The sequence below is a fragment of the Kineococcus vitellinus genome (genome assembly GCF_009906315.1).
GTDB classification, from domain to species: Bacteria; Actinomycetota; Actinomycetes; order Actinomycetales; family Kineococcaceae; genus Kineococcus; species Kineococcus vitellinus.
Genome location: NZ_JAAALL010000010.1, coordinates 14482 through 33435, shown reverse-complemented (window position 1 = coordinate 33435; position 18954 = coordinate 14482). Strand labels below are relative to the sequence as shown.

Here is an 18954-nt window from a genome sequence, read left to right as displayed (position 1 = left end):
TCAGCTGCACGTCCAGGCGGCGGGCGGGGACGTCGAGGGTGATGACGTCCCCGGTGCGCAGCAGGCCGAGCGGTCCGCCGACGGCGGCCTCGGGCGCCACGTGCAGGACCACCGCGCCGAAACCCGTGCCGCTCATCCGGCCGTCGCTGATGCGCACCATGTCGCTGACGCCGGCGCGCAGCAGCTTGGCGGGCAGCGGCACGTTGGACACCTCCGGCATGCCGGGGTAGCCGCGGGGACCGGCGCCGCGCACGACGATGACGTCGTCGGCGCTGATGTCGAGGTCCTCGTCGTCGCAGACGGCGTGGTAGGCCTCCGGGGAGTCGAAGACGACGGCGCGGCCGGTGTGCTGCAGCAGTTCCGGTGAGGCGGCCGACTGCTTGAGGACCGCGCCGCGCGGGCAGAGGTTCCCGCGCAGCACCGCGGTCCCCGAACCCGCCGGCTGCAGCGGCGCGTCGAAGGCGCGGATCACCTCGCGGTCCCAGCAGGGGGCGTCGGCGACGAGCTCGCCGATGGTGCGGCCGGTGACGGTCCTCTCGCCGGTGTTGAGCAGGCCGTTCTCGGCGAGGTCGCGCAGCACCGCGGGCAGTCCCCCGGCGTAGCAGAAGTCCTCCATGAGGAAGCGCCCGGAGGGCATGAGGTCCACGACCGTCGGCACGTCGCGGGCGAGGACGTCGAAGTCGTCCAGGGACAGCACCACCCCCAGCCGGCCGGCGAGGGCGAGCAGGTGGACGATGGCGTTGGTGGAACCGCCGATCGCGGCGACCACCCGGATCGCGTTCTCGAAGGCGCCGCGCGTCATGACGGCGCTGGGGCGCAGGTCCTCGTGCACCATGGCGACGATCCGCTGGCCGGCGGCCTGGGCGACCTCGCCGCGGCGGGCGTCGACGGCCGGCACGGCCGCCGAGCCGGGCAGCTGCATGCCCAGGGCCTCGGCGACGCACGCCATGGTGGAGGCCGTGCCCATCGTCATGCAGTGCCCGGCGGAGCGGGCCATGCAGCCCTCGGCGACGGCGCCCTCCTGCGCGCTCATCCGCCCGGCCTTCATCTCGGCCTCGAAGCGCCACACGTGGGTGCCCGAGCCGACGTCCTCGCCGCGGAACTTGCCGTTGAGCATCGGCCCGCCGGTGACGACGATCGCCGGCAGGTCGACGCTGGCGGCGCCCATGAGCAGCGCCGGGGTCGTCTTGTCGCAGCCGGAGAGCAGCACGACGCCGTCGAGGGGGTTGCCGCGGATGAGCTCCTCGGCCTGCATCGCCATGAGGTTGCGGTAGAGCATGGCGGTGGGGCGGATGAGCGTCTCGCCGGTCGACATCACGGGGAAGACCAGCGGGAATCCCCCGGCCATCCACACCCCGCGCTTGACGGCCTCGGCCACCCGGTCCAGGTGCGCGTTGCACGGCGAGAGCTCCGACCACGTGGTGGCGATGCCGATGACGGGCCGGCCGTCGAAGACCTCCGCGCCGTAGCCCTGGTTGCGCATCCAGGAGCGGTAGAGCATCCCCGAGCGCCCGGAGGCGCCGAACCAGGCCCTGCTGCGCAGCGGCGCCCGCTCGCCCTGCTCGTGCTGATCGTCCTGCTCGTGCTCGTGCTGCCCGGTGTCCTGCACGCCCATCACATCCACCCCGCGTCGACGATCCAGTTCTGCCCCGTGCAGGCCCTGCTGTCCTCGGCGGCCAGCCACAGCACCAGCGAGGCGACGTCCTCGGGCAGCACCCGCAGCGGCAGCACCTGCTCGCGGTCCAGCACCGCCTCGGCCTCGGCGTCCACCCACTGCTCCAGCTGCCGGGCGGTCATCACCCAGCCGGGGATGACGCAGTTCACCCGGATCCGGTCCCCGCCCAGCTCCAGCGCCAGCGCGCGGGTCAGCCCCTCGACGGCGGCCTTGGCCGTGCGGTAGACGACGAGGTCGGTGAGCTTGACGTGGGTGCTGATGGAACCGAGGTTGACCACCGAACCCCCGCCGGCGGCGCGCATCATCGGCGCCACCGCCCGCGTCGCGAAGAACTGGTGGTCCAGGTTCACCCGGAACCCCGCGTCCCAGGAGTCCTCGTCCACCGCGGCCAGCGGCCGCCGGGTGTCGTCGGCGGCGTTGTTGACGAGGACGGTGACCGGGCCGGTCAGCGCGGCGACCTCCTCGAGGACCGCGGCGTAGGCGGCGAGGTCGCGCACGTCGGCGTGCCGGTACACCGGCGGCGGGCAGCCGTCCGCGGCCAGCTGCTCGGCCAGGGCCCGCCCCGCCTCGTCCTGGACGTCGACGAAGCCGACCCGGGCGCCCTGGCGGGCGAAGCGGGTGACGAACTCCGCGCCGAGGCCGCTGGCGCCGCCGCTGACGAGCACGGCCCGCCCGGCGAGGCTGGGGTAGCTGGCGAACGCGCTCACGCGGCGGCCCCCGGCAGCACGACGGCGCGGCCGACGGCGCCGGCGCGCAGCTGCTCGTAGGCGTCGGCGACGCCGTCGAGGGGGTGGCTGGCCCCGAGCAGCTGCTCCAGCGGCAGCCGGCCGCTGCGGTGCAGCGCCAGCAGCCGCGGCAGGTCCACGGCCGGGTTCGCGGAGCCGTAGAGGCTCCCCACCAGGCGCTTCTGCTGCTGCACGAGCTCGTTGACGGGGACGGCGACCGTGGCGTCGGCGGCCGAGAGGCCGACCGCGACGACGGTGCCGCCCGGGCGCAGCGCGGCGAAGGCCTGCTGCAGCGTCGCGGGACGGCCGACGGCCTCGATCGCGACGTCGACGCCGCCGCCGGTGAGCTCGCGCACGGCCTCCACGACCCCGCCGTCCGCGAGGCTCGAGGCGTCCAGCGTGGCGGTCGCGCCCAGGCGGCGCGCCAGGGCCAGCTTGTCGGCGGCAACGTCGACGACGACCACCTGCCCGGCGCCCACGAGCACCGCGCCCATGACGGCGGACAGGCCGACGCCGCCGGCGCCGACGACGAGCACCGAGCGGCCGGCGAGCGCGGCGCCGGCGGAGGCGACGTTGACGACGGCCCCCACGCCGGTGACGACGGCGCACCCGGCGATCGCCGCGACGGCCGCGGGCACGTCCTCGGGCAGCGGCACGAGCGCGCCGCGGGAGACGACGGCGGACTCGGCGAAGCAGGAGACGCCGAGGAAGTGGTGCAGCCGCTCGGCGCCGCGGTGCAGCCGGGTGGTGCCGTCGACGAGCCCGCCGCTGCGGGCCTGCACGCGACCGGCCACGCACATGACGGGGCGGCCGGTGACGCAGGCCTCGCAGCGCCCGCAGCGCGGTCGCCAGGTGAAGCCGACGCGCTGCCCGGGGCGCAGGTCGTCCACGCGCTCCCCGACGGCCTCGACGGTGCCGGCGCCCTCGTGGCCGAGGACGACGGGCAGCGGGCAGGGGATGTCGCCGCTGGTGTAGTGCAGCTCGGTGTGGCAGACCCCGGCGGCCTCGACGCGCACGAGGACCTCCTCGGGGCCGGGGTCGTCCAGCTCGACGTCCTCCACCCGCACCGGTTCCCCGACGGCGCGCAGCACCGCCGCCCTCACGGTTCGTCCCCGGGTCGGTCCTCGTCCGCGTCCCCGGCCCGGCCGACGTACCAGTCCTCGCCGCCGTTCTCGTGCAGCGCGAGGAACACGTCGTCGGGGCGCACGCCGGCCGCCTCCAGGTGGCGGGCGACGGCCGCGAACGTGGCCCGCTTGACCTCGGTGGAGTACCCGCGCACGAGCAGGACCTCCAGGAAGACCGGCGAGCGGCGGGTGCCGCCCATGAAGTGCGGGTCGAAGGAGAACGAGGCGGCGGGCGAGGCGCGCAGGACCTGGAAGCGGTCGTCGGCGGGCATCGCCAGCCCCTCCACGAGACCGGCGTGCACGGCGTCGCCGATGGCCCGGCGCTGCTCGGCGGAGGTGGTGTCGGGCAGGTCGATGCGCACGAGCGGCATCAGGCCCACACCTCCTTGGCCACGCGCACGTCGGCGCCGGTGCGGGCGGACTCGCCCATCGCCAGCGCGATGGCGTGGTCCTGGCAGGCCTGCGCCAGCGGGTACGGCTCGGAGCCCTCCCCGCGCGCCCAGGCGCCGGTGTCGGCGAGGATCTGCGCGACGGCGACGTCGTCCTCGGACATCCGGGTGCCGGACCAGGCGTTGCGGTAGACCACGCGCCCGTCGAAGCTCACGGTGTCCAGGTCGACGCCCTCGAGGTTCATGTCGACGCCGCGGCGGCGGTAGGACAGGTGCGAGGTGACCGGGCTGGTGGGGTCGACCATGCGGGTGACGGCGTCGTCGACGATCTCGCCGATCGAGCCGCGCACGACGATGCGCCGGGCCCGCAGCGGGTTCCACCACTGGTTGTCGGTGAAGTCGTACAGGCCGCTGCGCCCGTCGCCGAAGTCGAGGGTGGCCAGCGTGGTGGTGCGCGGCTCGGGCACGGCGCCGGTGTCCCAGCCGCCGAAGCTCAGCGGGTCCACCAGCGGTGCGCGGAACTCGCGGGCGCTGACGACGACCTCGTCCATGTCGACGCCGAGCAGGCCGCGGACCAGCGAGACCGCGTGGTACATGTGCGTCGACGACAGCTGCACGGAGGTGACCTCGCCGATGACGCCCTCGCGCACGAGGGCCAGGCGGGCGGCGTGGCCGGGCATCAGCAGGTACTGCTCGGCGACCTGCACGCGCCCGCCGGGGCCGACGTCGTTCCACAGCGAGCGCAGGCCGTCGAGGTCGGGGGCGGGCGGGGTCTCGGCGAGCACGGGCACGCCGGCGTCCACGAGCTCGCGGACGGTGACCGGCATCTGCCCCCACGGCACGGAGGCGACGACGAAGTCCGGGCGCCCCGCGGCCAGCAGGTCGGCGATCGTGCGGGAGGTGGGCACGCCCCAGGCGGCGGTGACCTCCTGCCCGCGCTCGGCGGTGCGGGTGACGACACCGGCGACGCGCAGCCGGTCGGGGGCGGCCCGGGCCAGGCGCAGGAAGAACTCCGAGCGCCAGCCGCTGCCGACGACGGCGAACGTCGTGGGCGTGCCGGGCGTGCCGGGCGTGGGGGTGGAGGTGGTCGTGCTCATGCGAGCCAGTGCTCCTGTTCGGGGACGAGGTCGGCGAGCTCGGACCACAGCTCGTCGGGGACGGGGACGGCGGCCAGGGCGAGGGTCTGCTCCAGCCGCTCGGGGCGCGAGGAGCCCACGACGGTGGAGGTGATCCGGGGCTCGCGCAGCGAGTCCTGCAGCGCGGCCGCGGCCAGCGGCACGCCGTGGCGGGCGCAGGCGGCCTCGATCGCGGTGGCCGCGGCCAGCAGCCGCGGGGAGGCCGGGGCGTAGCAGTACCGGGGCGCGGCGGCCGGGCCCTTGGCGAGGATCCCGCCGCCGAAGGGGGCGCCGTTGAGGAAGGCGACGTCGGCGGCGGCGCAGTCCGCCAGCAGCGGGCCCGCGGAGCGGTCCAGCAGCGTCCAGCGGTTGTGGTTGAGGACGACCTCGAAGGCGCCGGTGGCCACGAGGCGGCGCATGAGCTCCACGTCGCCGCCGGCGACGCCGAGGTGGCCGACGAGGCCCTCCTGCACGAGCTCGCGCATGACCTCCACCGGGCCGCCCGGGGCCGTCGCCGCCTCGAAGCCGATGCGCTCGGGGTCGTGCAGGTGCAGCAGCGGCAGGTGGTCCAGGCCGAGGCGGTCCATGCTCTCGCGCACCGACTCCCGCACCCGCGGGCCGTCGAAGGGACCGCCGTCGGCCGGGTCGACCTTGGTGGCCAGCAGGACCCCCTCGGGCACGCCACCGATCTCGCGCAGCACGGTGCCCAGGCGCCGCTCGGAGGAGCCGTAGCCGTTGGAGGTGTCGACGAAGGTGAGCGGGCCGGCGAAGGCGCGCCGGGCGGTCGCCAGCGCCTGCTCCTCGGGGACGGGCGCGTACACGTTCGCCATGTCGCCGAGCTCGGCGGTGCCCACGCCCAGGGCGGTGACGGCGAACCCGGTGCACCCCAGCCGGCGGGGGGTGAGGACGTCGACGCTCACGCCTTCACCGCCCCGGCGGTGAGGCCGGCGACGAACCAGCGCTGGAAGACGACGTAGGCGACGACCATCGGCAGCGCGGACAGCGTCATGGCGGCGGTCAGCGCCGGCCAGTTGGTGGCGTACTGGCCGATGAGGGAGTTCGCGACCGGCTGGATGGGCCGGTTGGCGGGGTCGGAGATGAGGGCGCTGGCGAAGAGCAGCTCGTTCCAGACGTTGATCATCTGGAAGATGGCCACGGTGGCGATGCCCGGCGCGGCCAGCGGCAGCATGACGCGCCAGAAGATCTGCACCTCGCTGGCGCCGTCGATGCGGGCCGCCTCGCTGAGCTCGTGGGGCAGGGCGTCGAAGAACGTCCGCATGAGGAACAGCGAGAACGACACGCCCCCGGCGGTGTAGACGAGGATGAGGCCCAGCCGGCTGCCGAGCAGGCCGAAGCTCTGCAGCTCCAGGTAGACGGGGATGAGGGTGGCGACACCGGGCAGGAACAGGGCGCTGGTGACGACGAAGAAGAGCAGGTTGCGCCCGGTGAAGCCGATCCGGGAGAACGCGTACCCGGCGAGGGTGGCGGCCGCGATCGTCAGCACCAGGGTGGTGCCGGTGATGAGGACGCTGTTGAGGAAGTTGCGCCAGATCTGCAGCTCGTTCCAGGCGAAGTCGTAGCCGACGCCGGTGAGCCGGTCGGGCACGATCGGCCCGCTGAAGGCCGTCGCCTGGGGGCGGATCGAGGTGAGCACCATGTAGAGCAGCGGCGCGACGGCGCCGACGGCGACGGCGATCATCACCGCGTGCCACAGGACGCGGCGCGAGATCGCGGCGGCGCCGCGGCGCGGGCGGCGCACCACCGCCGCGCGGGGGCGCTGGAGGGTGGTGGAGCTCATGCCTCCCCCTTCCGGAAGCGGTACAGCAGCAGCGTGGCGATGCCGGCGACGAGGAAGACGACGACGCTGATCGCCGAGCCGTAGCCGAAGGAGGGCACCCCGCCGGTGGAGGAGCCGAAGGTCAGCAGGTAGGTGTAGCTGCTCAGCGACTCCGAGGCGTGCAGCGGGCCGCCGTTGGACATGACGAAGTTGAGGTCGAAGACCTTCAGCCCGTTGAGGACGTTGAGCATGACGACGACCTCGATGACGGGACGCAGCATGGGGATCGTGATGCTCCACGCCTCGCGCAGCGGCCCCGCGCCGTCGACGCGGGCGCTCTCGGCGATGGAGGTGTCCACGTTGCCCAGGGCCGCGTAGAAGATGAGCATGAACAGCCCCGTCGACTGCCACAGCGACACGACGATGATCGTGGGCAGCACGGTGGCGGTGTCGCCCAGCCACTCGTGCTGCAGCGAGCCGAGGCCGACGGCGTCCAGGACGCGGTTGAAGACGCCGAACACCGGGGTGAGGCCGATGCGCCACAGCAGGCCGGTGACGGTCAGCGAGACCGCGGCGGGCAGGAAGAACAGGGTGCGGTAGACGACGGCGCTGCGGCGCGGGCCGGCGTGCACGACGAGCGCGAGGACCAGCGCGAGGACGGTGTGCAGCACCGTGGTGACCACGGTGTAGACGAGCGTGACGACCGCGGCCTTGCGGAAGATCGGGTCGGTCACCATGACGCCGTAGTTGTGGAACCAGGCGAAGGAGGAACCGCCGAACCCGTCGGAGGTGGTCATCGACAGGGCGAAGGTGCGCACGACGGGGTAGGCGATGAAGATCGCGAAGAAGGCGAGTGCGGGCAGCACGAACGCCAGTCCGGTGGGGTTGGACCAGCCGGTGAGGGGGCGCCGGGCGCGGCGCCGGGAGACCACCGCGGGTGGTCTCCGGGTGGGTGTCGTCGTGGTCATCGCGGGCGGCGACCTCAGATCTTCCGGTTCTGCACGACGGCGGCCTCGATGGCCTTGGCGGCCTCGGCCGGGGTGGCCGAGCCGTCGACGACCGAGACGACGCCGTTGGTCACCGAGTCCAGCGTCCCCTTGCCGAACATGATGTGCGGGGCGCCCTCGCCGTCCAGCAGCCAGGAGGTCATGGTCTTGATGTCCGAGCTGGTGACGCCGTCGGCGGCGGCCTTCGTGCTGGGCATGGAGAAGGTGTCGTTCATCATCGCCAGGTAGCGCTCCGGCTCGTACAGGTACTTCAGGAAGTCGACCGCGGCCTCCTGGTTCTGCGATCCGGAGCTGACGGCCCAGGTGTAGCCGGCCTGGTTGGCGCACCAGTGCTTGCCGCCGGGTGCGATGGCGGGCGTCTTGGCGATGCCGTACTGGGTGAGGAACTCCGGGGGCGCCGTCGTCTGCAGCGAGGGCGGGAAGAAGGAACCGGTGAACAGCATCGCGGCCTTGCCGCTGGTGAAGGTGCTGTTGGAGGTGTCGCTGTCGGTGGCCAGGACGCCGTCGGAGAAGACGCCCGCGTCCTTGAGCTGCTTGACGACGGTGAGCGCCTGCACGACGGGCTCGCTGTCCCAGCTGACGCCGTCCTGCTCGTGGGCGTCGAGGTCGAGCACGACCTGGGGGTCGTCGGTGATCTGGGTGATGATGGGCAGCATGAAGTCGGACAGCTGGTTCGACGGGTTGCCCTGGATGGACATCGTCACGTACCCGGCCGCGTTGATCTTCGGGGCCATCGCGGCGAGGTCGTCCCAGGTCTCCGGGGGCTGCAGGCCCAGCTGGTCCAGAATGGTGGTGTTGTAGAACAGCCCGAAGGTCTGGGCGGCCCAGCCGACGGCGTACTGGCCGTCCTCGTAGACGTTCTCCTCGTTGGTGGAGGGGAAGAACCCGTCGAGGAAGTCCTGCCCGAGCGCCTGCTTGAGGTCGATGATCCGCTCGGCCTGGCCGAGGGCCAGCGTGGAGACGAGCGGCATGAAGATGTCGGCCTCCTCCTTCGCCGCGAGCGCCGCCTGCAGCGAGGGGGCGTAGTTGGCGAAGCTCCAGTACCGCGGCTCGATCGTCACGTCCGGGTGCAGCGCGTGGTACTCGGCGGCCGCGGCCGCGAAGGCGTCCTCGAACTCCGAGGCCCACGTCCACATGCGCAGGGTGGTGCCGCCGCCACCACCGCCGGCGTCGCTGCCGCCGCCGCACGCGGCGAGCGCCGCTGCGGTGCCGGCCGCCGCGCCACCGGCGAGCAGCCGGCGCCGGCTCAGGTGCCGAGCGGGGTCGGGGAAGGTGTCGTGCACGGTGTCCTCCGTCGTCGTGTGTGCCCCGGCACGACCGCGTGCCGGGCCCGTGCAGCCGTGGCGCTGGAGCGCGTCGGACGGCGTCGTCGCTGCCGGACCACCACCGTCGGCGGACCGGATGTTCGCAATGTTGCGCGAAAGACTGGACGCGGCAGACGCTAGGACGCCGCAGCTCAGAACGTCAAGGGGTTCTCCACCGCAAGCTTCGAGCTGGGATCCCCGGGGCCGTTGCTCCGATCCGGCCTCTCCCCTACCGTGGCGTTTCGCAACATCCGTGGGCTCCCCGCTCCGCTGGGCGGCCGGCCGGGCGCGGGTGCTGCGGGATGATGGGCCGGCCGGCGCGGGGCCGGCCGGGACGCGCGGGCGGGCCCGCCGAGGTGGAGGAGGACGGGTGGGCGAGGTTCCCGGCCGCGGCAAGCGGCCCACGCTCGCGGCCATCGCCGCCGAGGCGGGGGTGTCCACGGCCACCGTGTCGAAGGTGCTCAACGGCCGCGACGACGTGGGCGCGCGCACCCGCGAGCGCATCGAGCGCCTGCTGCTGGAGCACGAGTACCTGCAGGCACCGCCCAAGCGCGCCGCCGGCGGGCACCGCACGATCGGCCTCATCTTCGACGACTTCATGAGCCCCTACGCCACCGAGCTCATCCGCGGGGTCACCGACGCGGGCACCAGCGCCGACGCCGACGTCGTGGTGGGGCGCTTCTCCGACGGCATGTCCGGCTACAGCAGCGGGGCGACGTGGGCGCGGCGGCTGGTCAAGGCCGGGCGCGACGGGGTCCTCGTCGTGACCTCCGACCTCACCTCGCAGCAGGTCGCCGGGTTCGCCAAGGTGCGGCTGCCGCTGGTCGTCGTCGACCCGGTCCACACCCCGCAGGCCGGTGTCGCGAGCGTGGGCGCCACCAACTGGACCGGCGGGCTGACCGCCACCGAGCATCTGATCTCGCTGGGGCACCGCCGGATCGCCCACCTCGGCGGCCCCGCGGGCGCGGCCATCAGCCAGGCCCGCCTGCACGGCTTCCGGGCCGCGATGGCCAACGCCGCCCTGCCCGTCGACCCCGAACTGGTCGTCGACGGCGGGTTCGGCTTCGACGCCGGCGCCGAGCTCGCCGGCCGGCTGCTCACCTCCGACGACCCGCCCACCGCGATCTTCGCCGTCACCGACGTCTGCGCGTTCGGCGTGGTGCAGGCCGCCCGCGCCCACGGCGTGCGGGTGCCCGAGGACCTCTCCGTCGTCGGCTTCGACGACACCTACGTGGCCCGGTGGGTGACCCCCGCCCTGACGACGGTGCGCACCCCCCTGCAGGACATGGGCCGCTTCGCGCTGGAGATGCTGCTGCGCCTGGTCGACGGGGAGGTCCTCGACCCGCACCACATCGAGCTCGCCACCCAGCTCGTGGTGCGCGGCTCGACGGCGCCGCCGCGCGGGAGCGGCTGAGCGCGCCGCCGCGCGCCGCGCACCCCTCCTCGTAGGCTGACCGCCGAGGCGCCGCCCTCGGCGCCTCGTCCCGGCCCTTCCCGCGCGACGAGGAGCGAGAACCCATGGCGACGGTCGACACCGGCCCCTCCGTCCACCTCACGCCCCCGGTCGGGGTCCGGCAGAAGGTCCGGCAGATCGGCCCCGGCCTGCTCGCCGCGGCCACCGGCGTCGGCGCCGGCGACCTGGTCGCGACGATGGTGGCGGGGGCCCAGTACGGCACCGCGCTGCTGTGGGCGGCCGTGGCCGGCGCGGTCCTCAAGCTGGCGCTCGGTGAGGGCGTCGGCCGCTGGCACCTGGCCTCCGGCACGACGCTGCTCGACGGCTGGCGCCGGCTGGGGCGGTGGGCGACGACGTTCTTCGGCGTCTACATCGTGCTGTGGGGCTTCGTGTACGGGGCGACGGCGATGTCCGCGGTGGGCCTGCCGCTCAACGCCCTCTTCGGCGGCCTGTCGGTGCGCTACTGGGCGATGATCGCCGGTGTCGCCGGGCTGCTGCTCGTGTGGGCGCAGCGCTACCACGCGTTCGAGAAGTTCATGACGGTGCTGGTGCTGCTGAAGTTCGTCTCCGTCGTCTCCGTCGCCGTCCTCGTCACCCCCGACCTGGGGGACCTGGCGAGCGGTCTGGTGCCGCGGCTGCCGGACGGTTCGACGATCTACGTCCTCAGCCTCGTCGGCGGGGTCGGCGGCACCATCACGATGGCGGCCTACGGGTACTGGATGTTCGCCAAGGGCTGGCGCGGCACCGGCTGGCTGTCGATGATGCGGCTGGACAACGCCGTGGGCTACGCGATGACCGGGATCTTCGTCGTCGCGATGCTCGTCGTCGGCTCGACGATGCTCTTCGGCCAGGACCTCACCGAGGGCGACGACGGCCTGCTCACCCTCGGCGCGGCGCTGGGCGAGACCTACGGGCAGTGGGCCCGGCTGCTGTTCCTCGTCGGGTTCCTCGCGGTGACGTCGTCGTCGCTGCTGGGGGTGTGGAACGGGGTGTCGCTGATGTTCGCCGACCTCACCCGCGCGGTGCGGCTGCCGCACGGGCGCGCCGCCGAGGTCGGTCCCGGCGGCGCCGCCCGCGCCGACGTCACGGGCGCGGAGCCGACGCGCGAGGGCTACCGCGCCGTCGCGGTGGAGAGGTCGCTCGCGTTCCGCGGGTACCTGCTGTGGCTGACGTTCCCGCCGATGGCGCTGCTGTTCATCGACAAGCCGTTCGGGCTCACGCTGGTCTACGGCCTGCTCGGCTCGGTGTTCATGCCGTTCCTGGCCATCACGCTCATGCTGCTGCTGAACTCCCGGCGCATCGCGCGCGAGGGCCGCTCCGGCTGGGTGTCCAACGGGCTGCTGGGAGCGGCCTCGGTGCTGTTCACCGCGCTGCTCGTGACGGACGTCGCCGGCCGCCTGTGAGGGCGGTCCGGCGACGCCGCGGGGTGGTGCGTCGAGCGGGGTGCGTCAGGCGGTGACGCGCAGCGGCGTCACCGTCTCCTCGTCGTCCTCGGCGCCCGCGCGGGGCGAGGGGTGCTCGACGAGCGCGATGACGCGCGCCGCCATGAACCGGGCCGTGCGCACGGGCGTGCCGCCGCGGGTGACCTCGGTGACCTCCACGAGCCCGCGCCCGTGGCTGACGTCCACGCGGCGGCCCGCGCGGGTCGCCTCGACCTGGTAGGTGCGGGTGTCGCCGCCGGCGTCGACGACGATCTCGACACGATCGCCCTTCACGGTTGCCTCCTGGCTGGGTGGGTCCGGTCCCGCTGGGGGGCCGGGGAGAGGGTGGTGGCGGTGCACCGGGAGCGCGCCTGTCGGCACGGGAGTCGCTCGCGGCGACGAGGGGTGGAGCCCGGGGCCTCGACGGTGCCCCGCCACTCTCCTCAACACCGCTGACCTGCGAGAACTTCCCTCACCGGCCCCTCCGGGAGCCCTCGTCCGAGGTCCCCGGCCACGCTCCCGGCGGGCGCTCAGCGCCTGCGGCGCAGCCACCGGCCGAGGCCGCGGGGCCGTTCCGGCACGTCCGCGTACGCGGCGGCCACCTCCTGCACCGAGCGGCCCAGGGTGCGGCGGAACCACTGCGCGTGCTCCTCGTCGGGCAGCTGCGCCAGCTCCTGGCGGCCGTCCACCGTGCGGGTCACCGTCCACAGCGACGGGCTGCGGCGCACGTCCGAGGCGACGGCCGGTGCGGGCAGCGCGTCCGCACCCCGGCCGCTGACCGCGGCCCCGACGAGGGCGACCAGCCACGGCTGCGCGAGCGCGGTCGGGCGCACGCTGCCGCAGCGCCCCGCGGGCGTCCACACCAGCGTCATCGTGTCGTGCAGCTCGGCGCGCCAGGCGGCACCGGGACCCCCGGCGGGTTCGACGGTGAAGCGGCACACCCGGTCGGTGTGCACCTCGACGCGGGCGCCCAGCGCCGTCAGCGCGGCGACGGTGGCGGTGTCGAGCAGCCGGCCCGGGTGGGTGCGCTCGCGCTCGCGCAGCGCGTGCTCGCGGCGCTGCTCGGCGAGGGGCGCCCACTGCCGCTCCAGGGTCCCGCGGTCCAGGGGTTCCCCGGCGCGCAGCCGCTCCAGCAGCCAGTCGGCGTCCACCTGCGCCCAGTACCGGTGGAACAGCACCGGCGTGCCCTCGCCGGGCGGCAGGTCGGCGAGCGTGCGGTAGCGCTCGTCCCAGACCCTGCCGGTGCCCCAGCGGGAGGAGTGCACGGCGACGGGGACGCCGTTCCAGGTGGTGATCCAGGTGGAGCCGCCGGAGACGGAGACGTCGGGGGCGGTGCGGCGCAGCACCTCCTCCAGCGGGGCGTCGTCGGGCACCTCGACGATGCGCCGGTGGGGCTCGACGTCGTCACCCATCGCCACGCTGTCCCTGTCCACCACGATCCGCACCCGCTGATCGTGGCGCACCGGCCGCCGGCCGCGCGCGGGCCGACCGGGTGCTGCGGGGTCGACCGGCCGCCACCGGCCGGGCCCGCGGGCGGCGCCGCTCAAGCCCCGGCCCGCACCTGCCGATGCTCCCGGGGCAGCCCGTCGAGACCGCGCGGGGCACCACTCCGGAGGAGTCCGCCGTGACCACCCACCCCACCGTCGAGACGGTCGGCACCGCAGCCGCCCGCCACCGCGTGCGCGTCCTGGGCGACCCGGCCGGCCCGGTGCTGCTCCTCGTGCACGGCTTCGGCACCGACCAGCACGCCTGGGACCGGGTGCTGCCGGCGCTGCTGGACGGGCACCGCGTCGTGCTGCTGGACCAGGCCGGTGCCGGCGGCTTCGACCCCGCGGCCTACGACCGCGAGCGCTACTCCACCCTCGACGGCTACGCCGCCGACCTGGTGGCGGTGTGCGAGGAGCTGGACCTGCACGACGTCGTCGTCGTGGGCCACAGCGTCAGCTCGATGATCGCCGCGCGCGCCGCGCTGCGGGCGCCGGAGCGCTTCGCGCAGGTCGTGATGGTCGCCCCGTCCGCGCGCTACACCGACGACGCCGCCACCGGCTACGAGGGCGGGTTCTCCGACGAGGACGTCGCCGAGCTGCTGGACTCCCTGGACCACAACTACCTGTCGTGGACCGCCACCGTCGCCCCCATGCTCATGGGGAACGCGGACCGGCCCGAGCTGGGCGAGGAGTTCACCGGCGCCATGCGCCAGCTGCACCCCGGCACGGCCCGCGACTTCGCACGGGCGACGTTCACCACCGACTCCCGCGAGCTGCTGACCCGGGTGAGCACCCCGACCGTCGTCCTGCAGTGCCGCGACGACGCCCTCGCCGTCGACAGCGCCGTGCGCGAGGTCGCCGCGCGGCTGCCGCACGCCACGCTCGTGGCCCTGGACGCCTCCGGGCACTGCCCGCACGTGAGCGCACCGGCGGCGACGGCCGCCGCGGTCCTCGCGCACCTGCCCGGGCGGCCGTGACCACCACGACCCCCGCGACTCCGGCGACCCCCGGCGGCGCCGCCGAGGTGCCGTCCGACGGGCCGTCCGACGGGGGGTTCGAGGCGCTGTTCGAGCACGCCCCCTGCGGGTACCTCACGACCACCGACGGCGGGCGGATCACCCGCGTCAACGAGACGTTCCTGACCTGGACGGGGCACCGGCGCGAGGACCTGCTGGGCTCGGCGTTCGGCCGGCTGCTGCCGGTGGGCGACCGCATCCTGTGGTCCACGCACAGCGCACCGCAGCTGGGCACGACCGGCAGCGTCAGCGAGGTGGTCGTGGAGGTCGTCGCCGCCGACCGCAGCCGCCGCCCGGCCCTGGTCACCGCCACCCGCGTGCCCGCGCGCGCCGGCGCGGACGCGGAGGTGCGCCTCGTCGTCTTCGCCGCCCCCGAGCGGCGCGCCCACGAGCAGGAGCTCATCGCCGCCCTGCACCGCGCGGAGGAGTCCGAGGACGCCCGCGCCGCCGCGGAGGGCGAGGCGCGCCGCCTCGCGCTGGCCGACCCGCTGACGGGGCTGCCGAACCGCGCCGGGCTGGCCGCGCACCTGGGCGCGGCGCTCGCCGCCGGCCGCAGCGACGTCGGGGTCCTCGTGGTGGACCTGGACCACTTCGCGGTCGTCAACGAGAGCCTGGGCACCGCCGCCGGCGACGAGCTGCTGCTGACGGTGGCCGCGCGGCTGGGCGCCGCCGTGCGCGAGGGCGCCGTGGTGGCCCGCCTGTCCGCCGACGAGTTCGCCGTCGTGGAGCGCTGCGAGGACGTGGAGGCGGCCCGCGGCCTCGCCGAGCGGCTGCTGGAGGCGCTCACCGCCCCGGTCGTCCTCGACGGCCTGGAGGTCGTCGCCTCGGCGAGCATCGGCGCGGCCGTCGCCCCGCCCGGCCCGGGTGCGGCGCAGCGCGTCCTGCACGATGCGGCGGTGGCGGTGCAGCGCGCCAAGGCCCGCGGCCGCGGGCGCGTGGAGGTGCACGACCCCACCCGCACCGGCGCGGCCGCCGACCGCCTGCGGCTGCTCGGCGAACTGCGCCGCGGCATCGCCGACGGCCAGCTGCGCCTGCACCACCAGCCGCAGGTGCGCCTGCGCGACGGGCGGCTGGTCGGCGTGGAGGCGCTGGTGCGCTGGCAGCACCCGACGCGGGGGCTGCTGGCGCCGGTGCAGTTCATCGAGCTCGCCGAGCAGTCCGGCCTGGTGCGCGAGCTGGGCGCCTGGGTCCTGGACGCCGCCGTCGCCCAGGCCGCCGACTGGGCCCGCGACCCCGGCTGCGCGACCGTCGAGGTCGCCGTGAACCTGTCGACGCGCCAGCTCACCGACCCCGGCCTGGTGGAGGCGGTCACGACCGCGCTGAGCCGCCACCGCCTCCCGGCGCACCTGCTCGTCCTGGAGGTCACCGAGACCTCGCTCGCGGCGGACCCCGCCACGGCCGCCGCCACGCTGGTGGCGCTCAAGGAGCTCGGCGTCGGCGTCTCCGTCGACGACTTCGGCACCGGCTACGCGAGCCTGACCTACCTGCAGCGCTTCCCCGTCGACGAGCTGAAGATCGACCGCTCCTTCGTCACCGGCCTGGGCGCCAGCGACGGCGACACCGCCATCGTGCGGGCCTGCGTGCAGCTGGCCCAGGCCCTCGGCGTGCGCACGGTCGCCGAGGGCGTGGAGACCGAGCAGCAGCGCGAGGCGCTGGCCGCCATGGGCTGCGACGTCGTCCAGGGGTACCTGTTCTCCCGGCCCGTGGCGGCGGACGCGGTGCAGCAGTGGGCGCGCGAGCGCACCGGAACCACTGCGCAACCCGCCACCTGAGGATCGTCCTCGCCCGTCCGTCCTCCCCCGCCCGTCGTCAGCGGCCCGGTCGCCGTGGCACCGGCCGGGCGGGCGGTTCGACCGCCGTGTCGCCGGCCGGGGAGGCCAGCGAGCGCTCGAAGGAGGTGATGAGGTCGATCAGCCCGTCCACCTCGAAGGCGCGGTTGCGCCGCCCGGCGGTCGTCTGCCGCAGCACGCCGGCGGAGTGCAGGCGCTCGACGGCCTCGTTGACGGCCTGCACGGACCGGCCGGTCGCCGCGACGAGGGAGGCGACGGTGACCACCGGCGTCTGCGGCAGCACGTCGTCGAGCAGCTGCGCCACCGTCGAGCCCGCCCGCACGGTCCCCACCGCCTCGCGCCAGCGCCGGTCCAGCACCGCCAGGCCGTCGGTCAGCCCGGCGACCCGCTCGCACGCCTCGGTCGTGGCGGCCGCGAACGTGGCGACCCACTCGGCGAGGCCGTCGTGTCCCTCGGCGCGGAAGGCCTCCAGGCCGGCCACGTAGTCCCGGCTGCGGGTGGCCAGCACGAGGCTGACCGGTGGCACGTGGTGCGGGCTGAGGCCCCGCCGGGTCAGGACCACGTGGACGAGGGCTCGGCCGGTGCGCCCGTTGCCGTCGGCGAACGGGTGGATGGTCTCGAACTGCGCGTGCGCGAGAGCCGCCTGCACCACGGGCGGGTGCAGGTCGGACTCCAGGTACTCCACGAGGTCCTCGAGCAGCGCATCGACCTCGTCCGGCGGCGGCGGCACGAAGTCCGCGGCACAGGGGTCGTAGCTCGACCCGCCGATCCAGTTCTGCCGGTCGCGCACCTGACCGGCCCACGAGGCGTCGCGGGTTCCGGCCAGCAGGGCGCGGTGGATGTCGCGGATCGCGCCGACGTCCAGCCGGGGTCGCCGGGCGACGTCCTCGACGGCCGCCCGCATCGCGTCGATGTTGCCGAGCACCTCCGCGGCGCCCTCGTCGGGCGAGGAGCCGTCGGCGGCACGGGCGGCGTCGGCGCGCGCCAGCCGGCGCCCGCCGATCTCCAGCCCCTCGATGCGCGAGGACGCCACCGCCTCGGCCCGCAGCAGCAGCCGGGCGATCGCCTCGTAGCCGCGGTACGGCACCCCGGAGGCGTTGAGCTGCTGCACCGCCCGTTCGGCGTCGGAGACGTCGGCGGTCACGTCGGCGGGCAGCAGCACCTCCCGCCCCACGAGGCGGTCGGGGACGAAGGCGTCGTAGCGGCACGGGCGGCGGTGCCGGCGCGGCAAGCCGGCGACGTCCCCTTGGTCGGGGCTCCAGACGGCGCTGACGAGTCGGACCATGCCGCCATCATAATCAAGGTTGCTGCTCAACCTTGATTATGGTGGCAGGGCTCACCGGCACAGCGCGTCGTCGATGAGCTGCGTGGCGAGGTCCCCGGCCGGGACCTGCGCGCCCGGCTGCGGCACCGGGGAGTCGGTGTTGAAGGACACGACGACGCTGCGGCGGCCGTCGGGGGTGACGCCGTTGCGGGTCATGAACCCCTGGATGTCGCCGCCGTGCGACCACATCCCGCCGCAGGAGTTCGGCACCCACATGATGCCCAGGCCGTAGCGGGCGCCGGGCCAGTTGGTGCGGAAGTCCTCGCTGGCCGCGACGGTCGCCGTCATCTCCACCCACTGCGCGGGGCGCAGCACCCGCCCGCCCGCCAGCGCCTGCAGGAACTCGTTGACGTCGTCGGTGGTGCTGATGATCTCCCCGGCCGCTCCAGCCCAGGAGGGGTTCAGCTCGGTGGCGTCAACGGCCTCGCCGTAGCGGGGGTCCTCCGGGGTGGCGCCCTCGCCGGGGAAGCGCTCGTAGCCGACGGCGTGCGGGCCGGGGATCTCCGAGGAACTGCCCGGCAGGGTGGTGTGCCGCAGGCCGAGGGGACGCACGATCCGCTCGCGCACCTCGTGCTGCCAGGTGTTCCCGGTGACCTGCTCGATGACCATCCCGGCGAGGACGTAGTTGGTGTTGGAGTAGTTCCAGCTCGTGCCCGGCGCGAACGTCGGCGCCTGCGTCATCGCGAGGGCGACCGCCTGCCGCTGGCTGACCTCGTCGAAGCGGTGCTGCTGGAAACCCTCCTCGCTGAACAGCTGCGGCATCGCCAGCAGGTACTCCGGCAGGCCGCTGGTGTGCTGCAGCAGCTGGCGGACCGTCACGAGGTTCCCGTCGTTGCCGCCGCCCTGCACGAGACCGGGCAGGTGCTGCTCGACGGTGTCCTCCAGCGAGAGGCGGCCCTCGCCGACGAGCTGCAGCAGCGTCGCGGCGACGAACGGCTTGGTGACGCTGGCGATGCGGAACCGCGCGTCCTCGGGGACGGGGGTCTGCGCGGCGACGTCACCGTACCCGGCGCGGACGGTGACGTCACGGCGGCCGGCGCGGTCGAGCTCGGCGAGGACGCCGGGGGTGCCCTGCGCCAGCAGCGCGTCGGCGTCCTGCTGCAGCACCTGGCGCAGGTGCGCGTCGTGGTCGCGCGGCGGAGTCGCGGTCGCGGGCAGCGCGGTCGCCAGCGTGAGGCAGGCCGCGGCCGCCGCGACGGCGCCCGCGGTGCGCCGGGTCCTGCGGGTGCGGGTGCTCGTGCCGGGGTTCGCTGCGGGGTTCGTGCGCATCGTCGTCGTCATGGCGAGGACGCTAGGGAGGCCGGCCGTCCCGCCGCGTCCCCCGAGGCGGGCAACCCCGCCTACCCC

General features: G+C 74.9%; 17 protein-coding genes. 4 read left to right on the top strand and 13 right to left on the bottom strand.

The genetic code is table 11. From position 1 onward, the window contains the following. The 9 genes from GTQ99_RS02220 to GTQ99_RS02180 form a co-directional block, all read right to left on the bottom strand. The coding region (locus tag GTQ99_RS02220) for an IlvD/Edd family dehydratase (RefSeq protein WP_420814502.1) at positions 1 to 1501 on the bottom strand (1501 nt) is incomplete at its 3' end. Positions 1502 to 1614: 113 nt separating this feature from the next. Further along, entirely contained in the window at positions 1615 to 2382 is a 768-nt protein-coding gene (locus tag GTQ99_RS02215) for an SDR family oxidoreductase (protein WP_166614105.1), read from the bottom strand. Beyond that, positions 2379 to 3503, bottom strand: a complete 1125-nt coding sequence (locus tag GTQ99_RS02210) for a zinc-binding dehydrogenase (protein WP_166614104.1) — start codon at positions 3501 to 3503, stop codon at positions 2379 to 2381. The genes GTQ99_RS02215 and GTQ99_RS02210 overlap by 4 nt, the downstream gene beginning before the upstream one ends. Next, complete coding sequence (locus GTQ99_RS02205; RefSeq protein WP_166614103.1) at positions 3500 to 3895, bottom strand: tautomerase family protein; 396 nt, start codon at positions 3893 to 3895, stop codon at positions 3500 to 3502. The genes GTQ99_RS02210 and GTQ99_RS02205 overlap by 4 nt, the downstream gene beginning before the upstream one ends. Beyond that, a complete protein-coding gene (locus GTQ99_RS02200; protein ID WP_166614102.1) occupies positions 3895 to 5010 on the bottom strand; it encodes a Gfo/Idh/MocA family protein in 1116 nt (371 codons plus the stop codon). The genes GTQ99_RS02205 and GTQ99_RS02200 overlap by 1 nt, the downstream gene beginning before the upstream one ends. After that, positions 5007 to 5948: an aldo/keto reductase gene (locus GTQ99_RS02195; protein WP_205706638.1), complete on the bottom strand. Its 942-nt coding sequence runs from the start codon at positions 5946 to 5948 to the stop codon at positions 5007 to 5009. Before GTQ99_RS02195 ends, GTQ99_RS02200 begins: the two co-directional genes overlap by 4 nt. Beyond that, positions 5945 to 6826: a carbohydrate ABC transporter permease gene (locus GTQ99_RS02190; RefSeq protein WP_166614101.1), complete on the bottom strand. Its 882-nt coding sequence runs from the start codon at positions 6824 to 6826 to the stop codon at positions 5945 to 5947. The genes GTQ99_RS02195 and GTQ99_RS02190 overlap by 4 nt, the downstream gene beginning before the upstream one ends. Next, entirely contained in the window at positions 6823 to 7773 is a 951-nt protein-coding gene (locus GTQ99_RS02185; protein ID WP_166614100.1) for a carbohydrate ABC transporter permease, read from the bottom strand. The genes GTQ99_RS02190 and GTQ99_RS02185 overlap by 4 nt, the downstream gene beginning before the upstream one ends. Before the next feature lie 14 nt (positions 7774 to 7787). Further along, a complete protein-coding gene (locus tag GTQ99_RS02180) occupies positions 7788 to 9095 on the bottom strand; it encodes an extracellular solute-binding protein (RefSeq protein ID WP_166614099.1) in 1308 nt (435 codons plus the stop codon). Positions 9096 to 9486: 391 nt separating this feature from the next. Between GTQ99_RS02180 and GTQ99_RS02175 the strand changes: the two genes are divergently transcribed. Then, positions 9487 to 10530 (top strand): LacI family DNA-binding transcriptional regulator, encoded by a 1044-nt coding sequence (locus GTQ99_RS02175; RefSeq protein ID WP_338074664.1) that lies wholly within the window; start codon positions 9487 to 9489, stop codon positions 10528 to 10530. A gap of 104 nt (positions 10531 to 10634) precedes the next feature. Further along, positions 10635 to 11972 (top strand): Nramp family divalent metal transporter, encoded by a 1338-nt coding sequence (locus GTQ99_RS02170; protein WP_166614097.1) that lies wholly within the window; start codon positions 10635 to 10637, stop codon positions 11970 to 11972. 45 nt (positions 11973 to 12017) lie between these two features. On the opposite strand, the gene GTQ99_RS02165 is transcribed toward GTQ99_RS02170, so the two are convergent. After that, complete coding sequence (locus tag GTQ99_RS02165; RefSeq protein ID WP_166614096.1) at positions 12018 to 12284, bottom strand: hypothetical protein; 267 nt, start codon at positions 12282 to 12284, stop codon at positions 12018 to 12020. A 236-nt stretch (positions 12285 to 12520) separates the two neighbouring features. Beyond that, positions 12521 to 13435, bottom strand: a complete 915-nt coding sequence (locus GTQ99_RS02160; protein WP_166614095.1) for a hypothetical protein — start codon at positions 13433 to 13435, stop codon at positions 12521 to 12523. Between the two features lie 179 nt (positions 13436 to 13614). Between GTQ99_RS02160 and GTQ99_RS02155 the strand changes: the two genes are divergently transcribed. Together GTQ99_RS02155 and GTQ99_RS02150 are read left to right on the top strand one after the other, a co-directional pair. Next, positions 13615 to 14454, top strand: a complete 840-nt coding sequence (locus tag GTQ99_RS02155; protein WP_338074663.1) for an alpha/beta fold hydrolase — start codon at positions 13615 to 13617, stop codon at positions 14452 to 14454. Further along, positions 14451 to 16265: a putative bifunctional diguanylate cyclase/phosphodiesterase gene (locus GTQ99_RS02150; RefSeq protein WP_338074662.1), complete on the top strand. Its 1815-nt coding sequence runs from the start codon at positions 14451 to 14453 to the stop codon at positions 16263 to 16265. The genes GTQ99_RS02155 and GTQ99_RS02150 overlap by 4 nt, the downstream gene beginning before the upstream one ends. A gap of 37 nt (positions 16266 to 16302) precedes the next feature. Here the strand turns inward: GTQ99_RS02150 and GTQ99_RS02145 are convergent, their stop codons facing one another. Both GTQ99_RS02145 and GTQ99_RS02140 read right to left on the bottom strand, forming a co-directional pair. Continuing rightward, complete coding sequence (locus GTQ99_RS02145; RefSeq protein WP_166614093.1) at positions 16303 to 17568, bottom strand: Fic family protein; 1266 nt, start codon at positions 17566 to 17568, stop codon at positions 16303 to 16305. A gap of 51 nt (positions 17569 to 17619) precedes the next feature. Continuing rightward, the gene (locus GTQ99_RS02140) at positions 17620 to 18888 is read right to left on the bottom strand and encodes a serine hydrolase domain-containing protein (protein WP_205706637.1); all 1269 of its coding nucleotides are present in this window, start codon (positions 18886 to 18888) and stop codon (positions 17620 to 17622) included. Positions 18889 to 18954 lie beyond the last annotated feature (66 nt).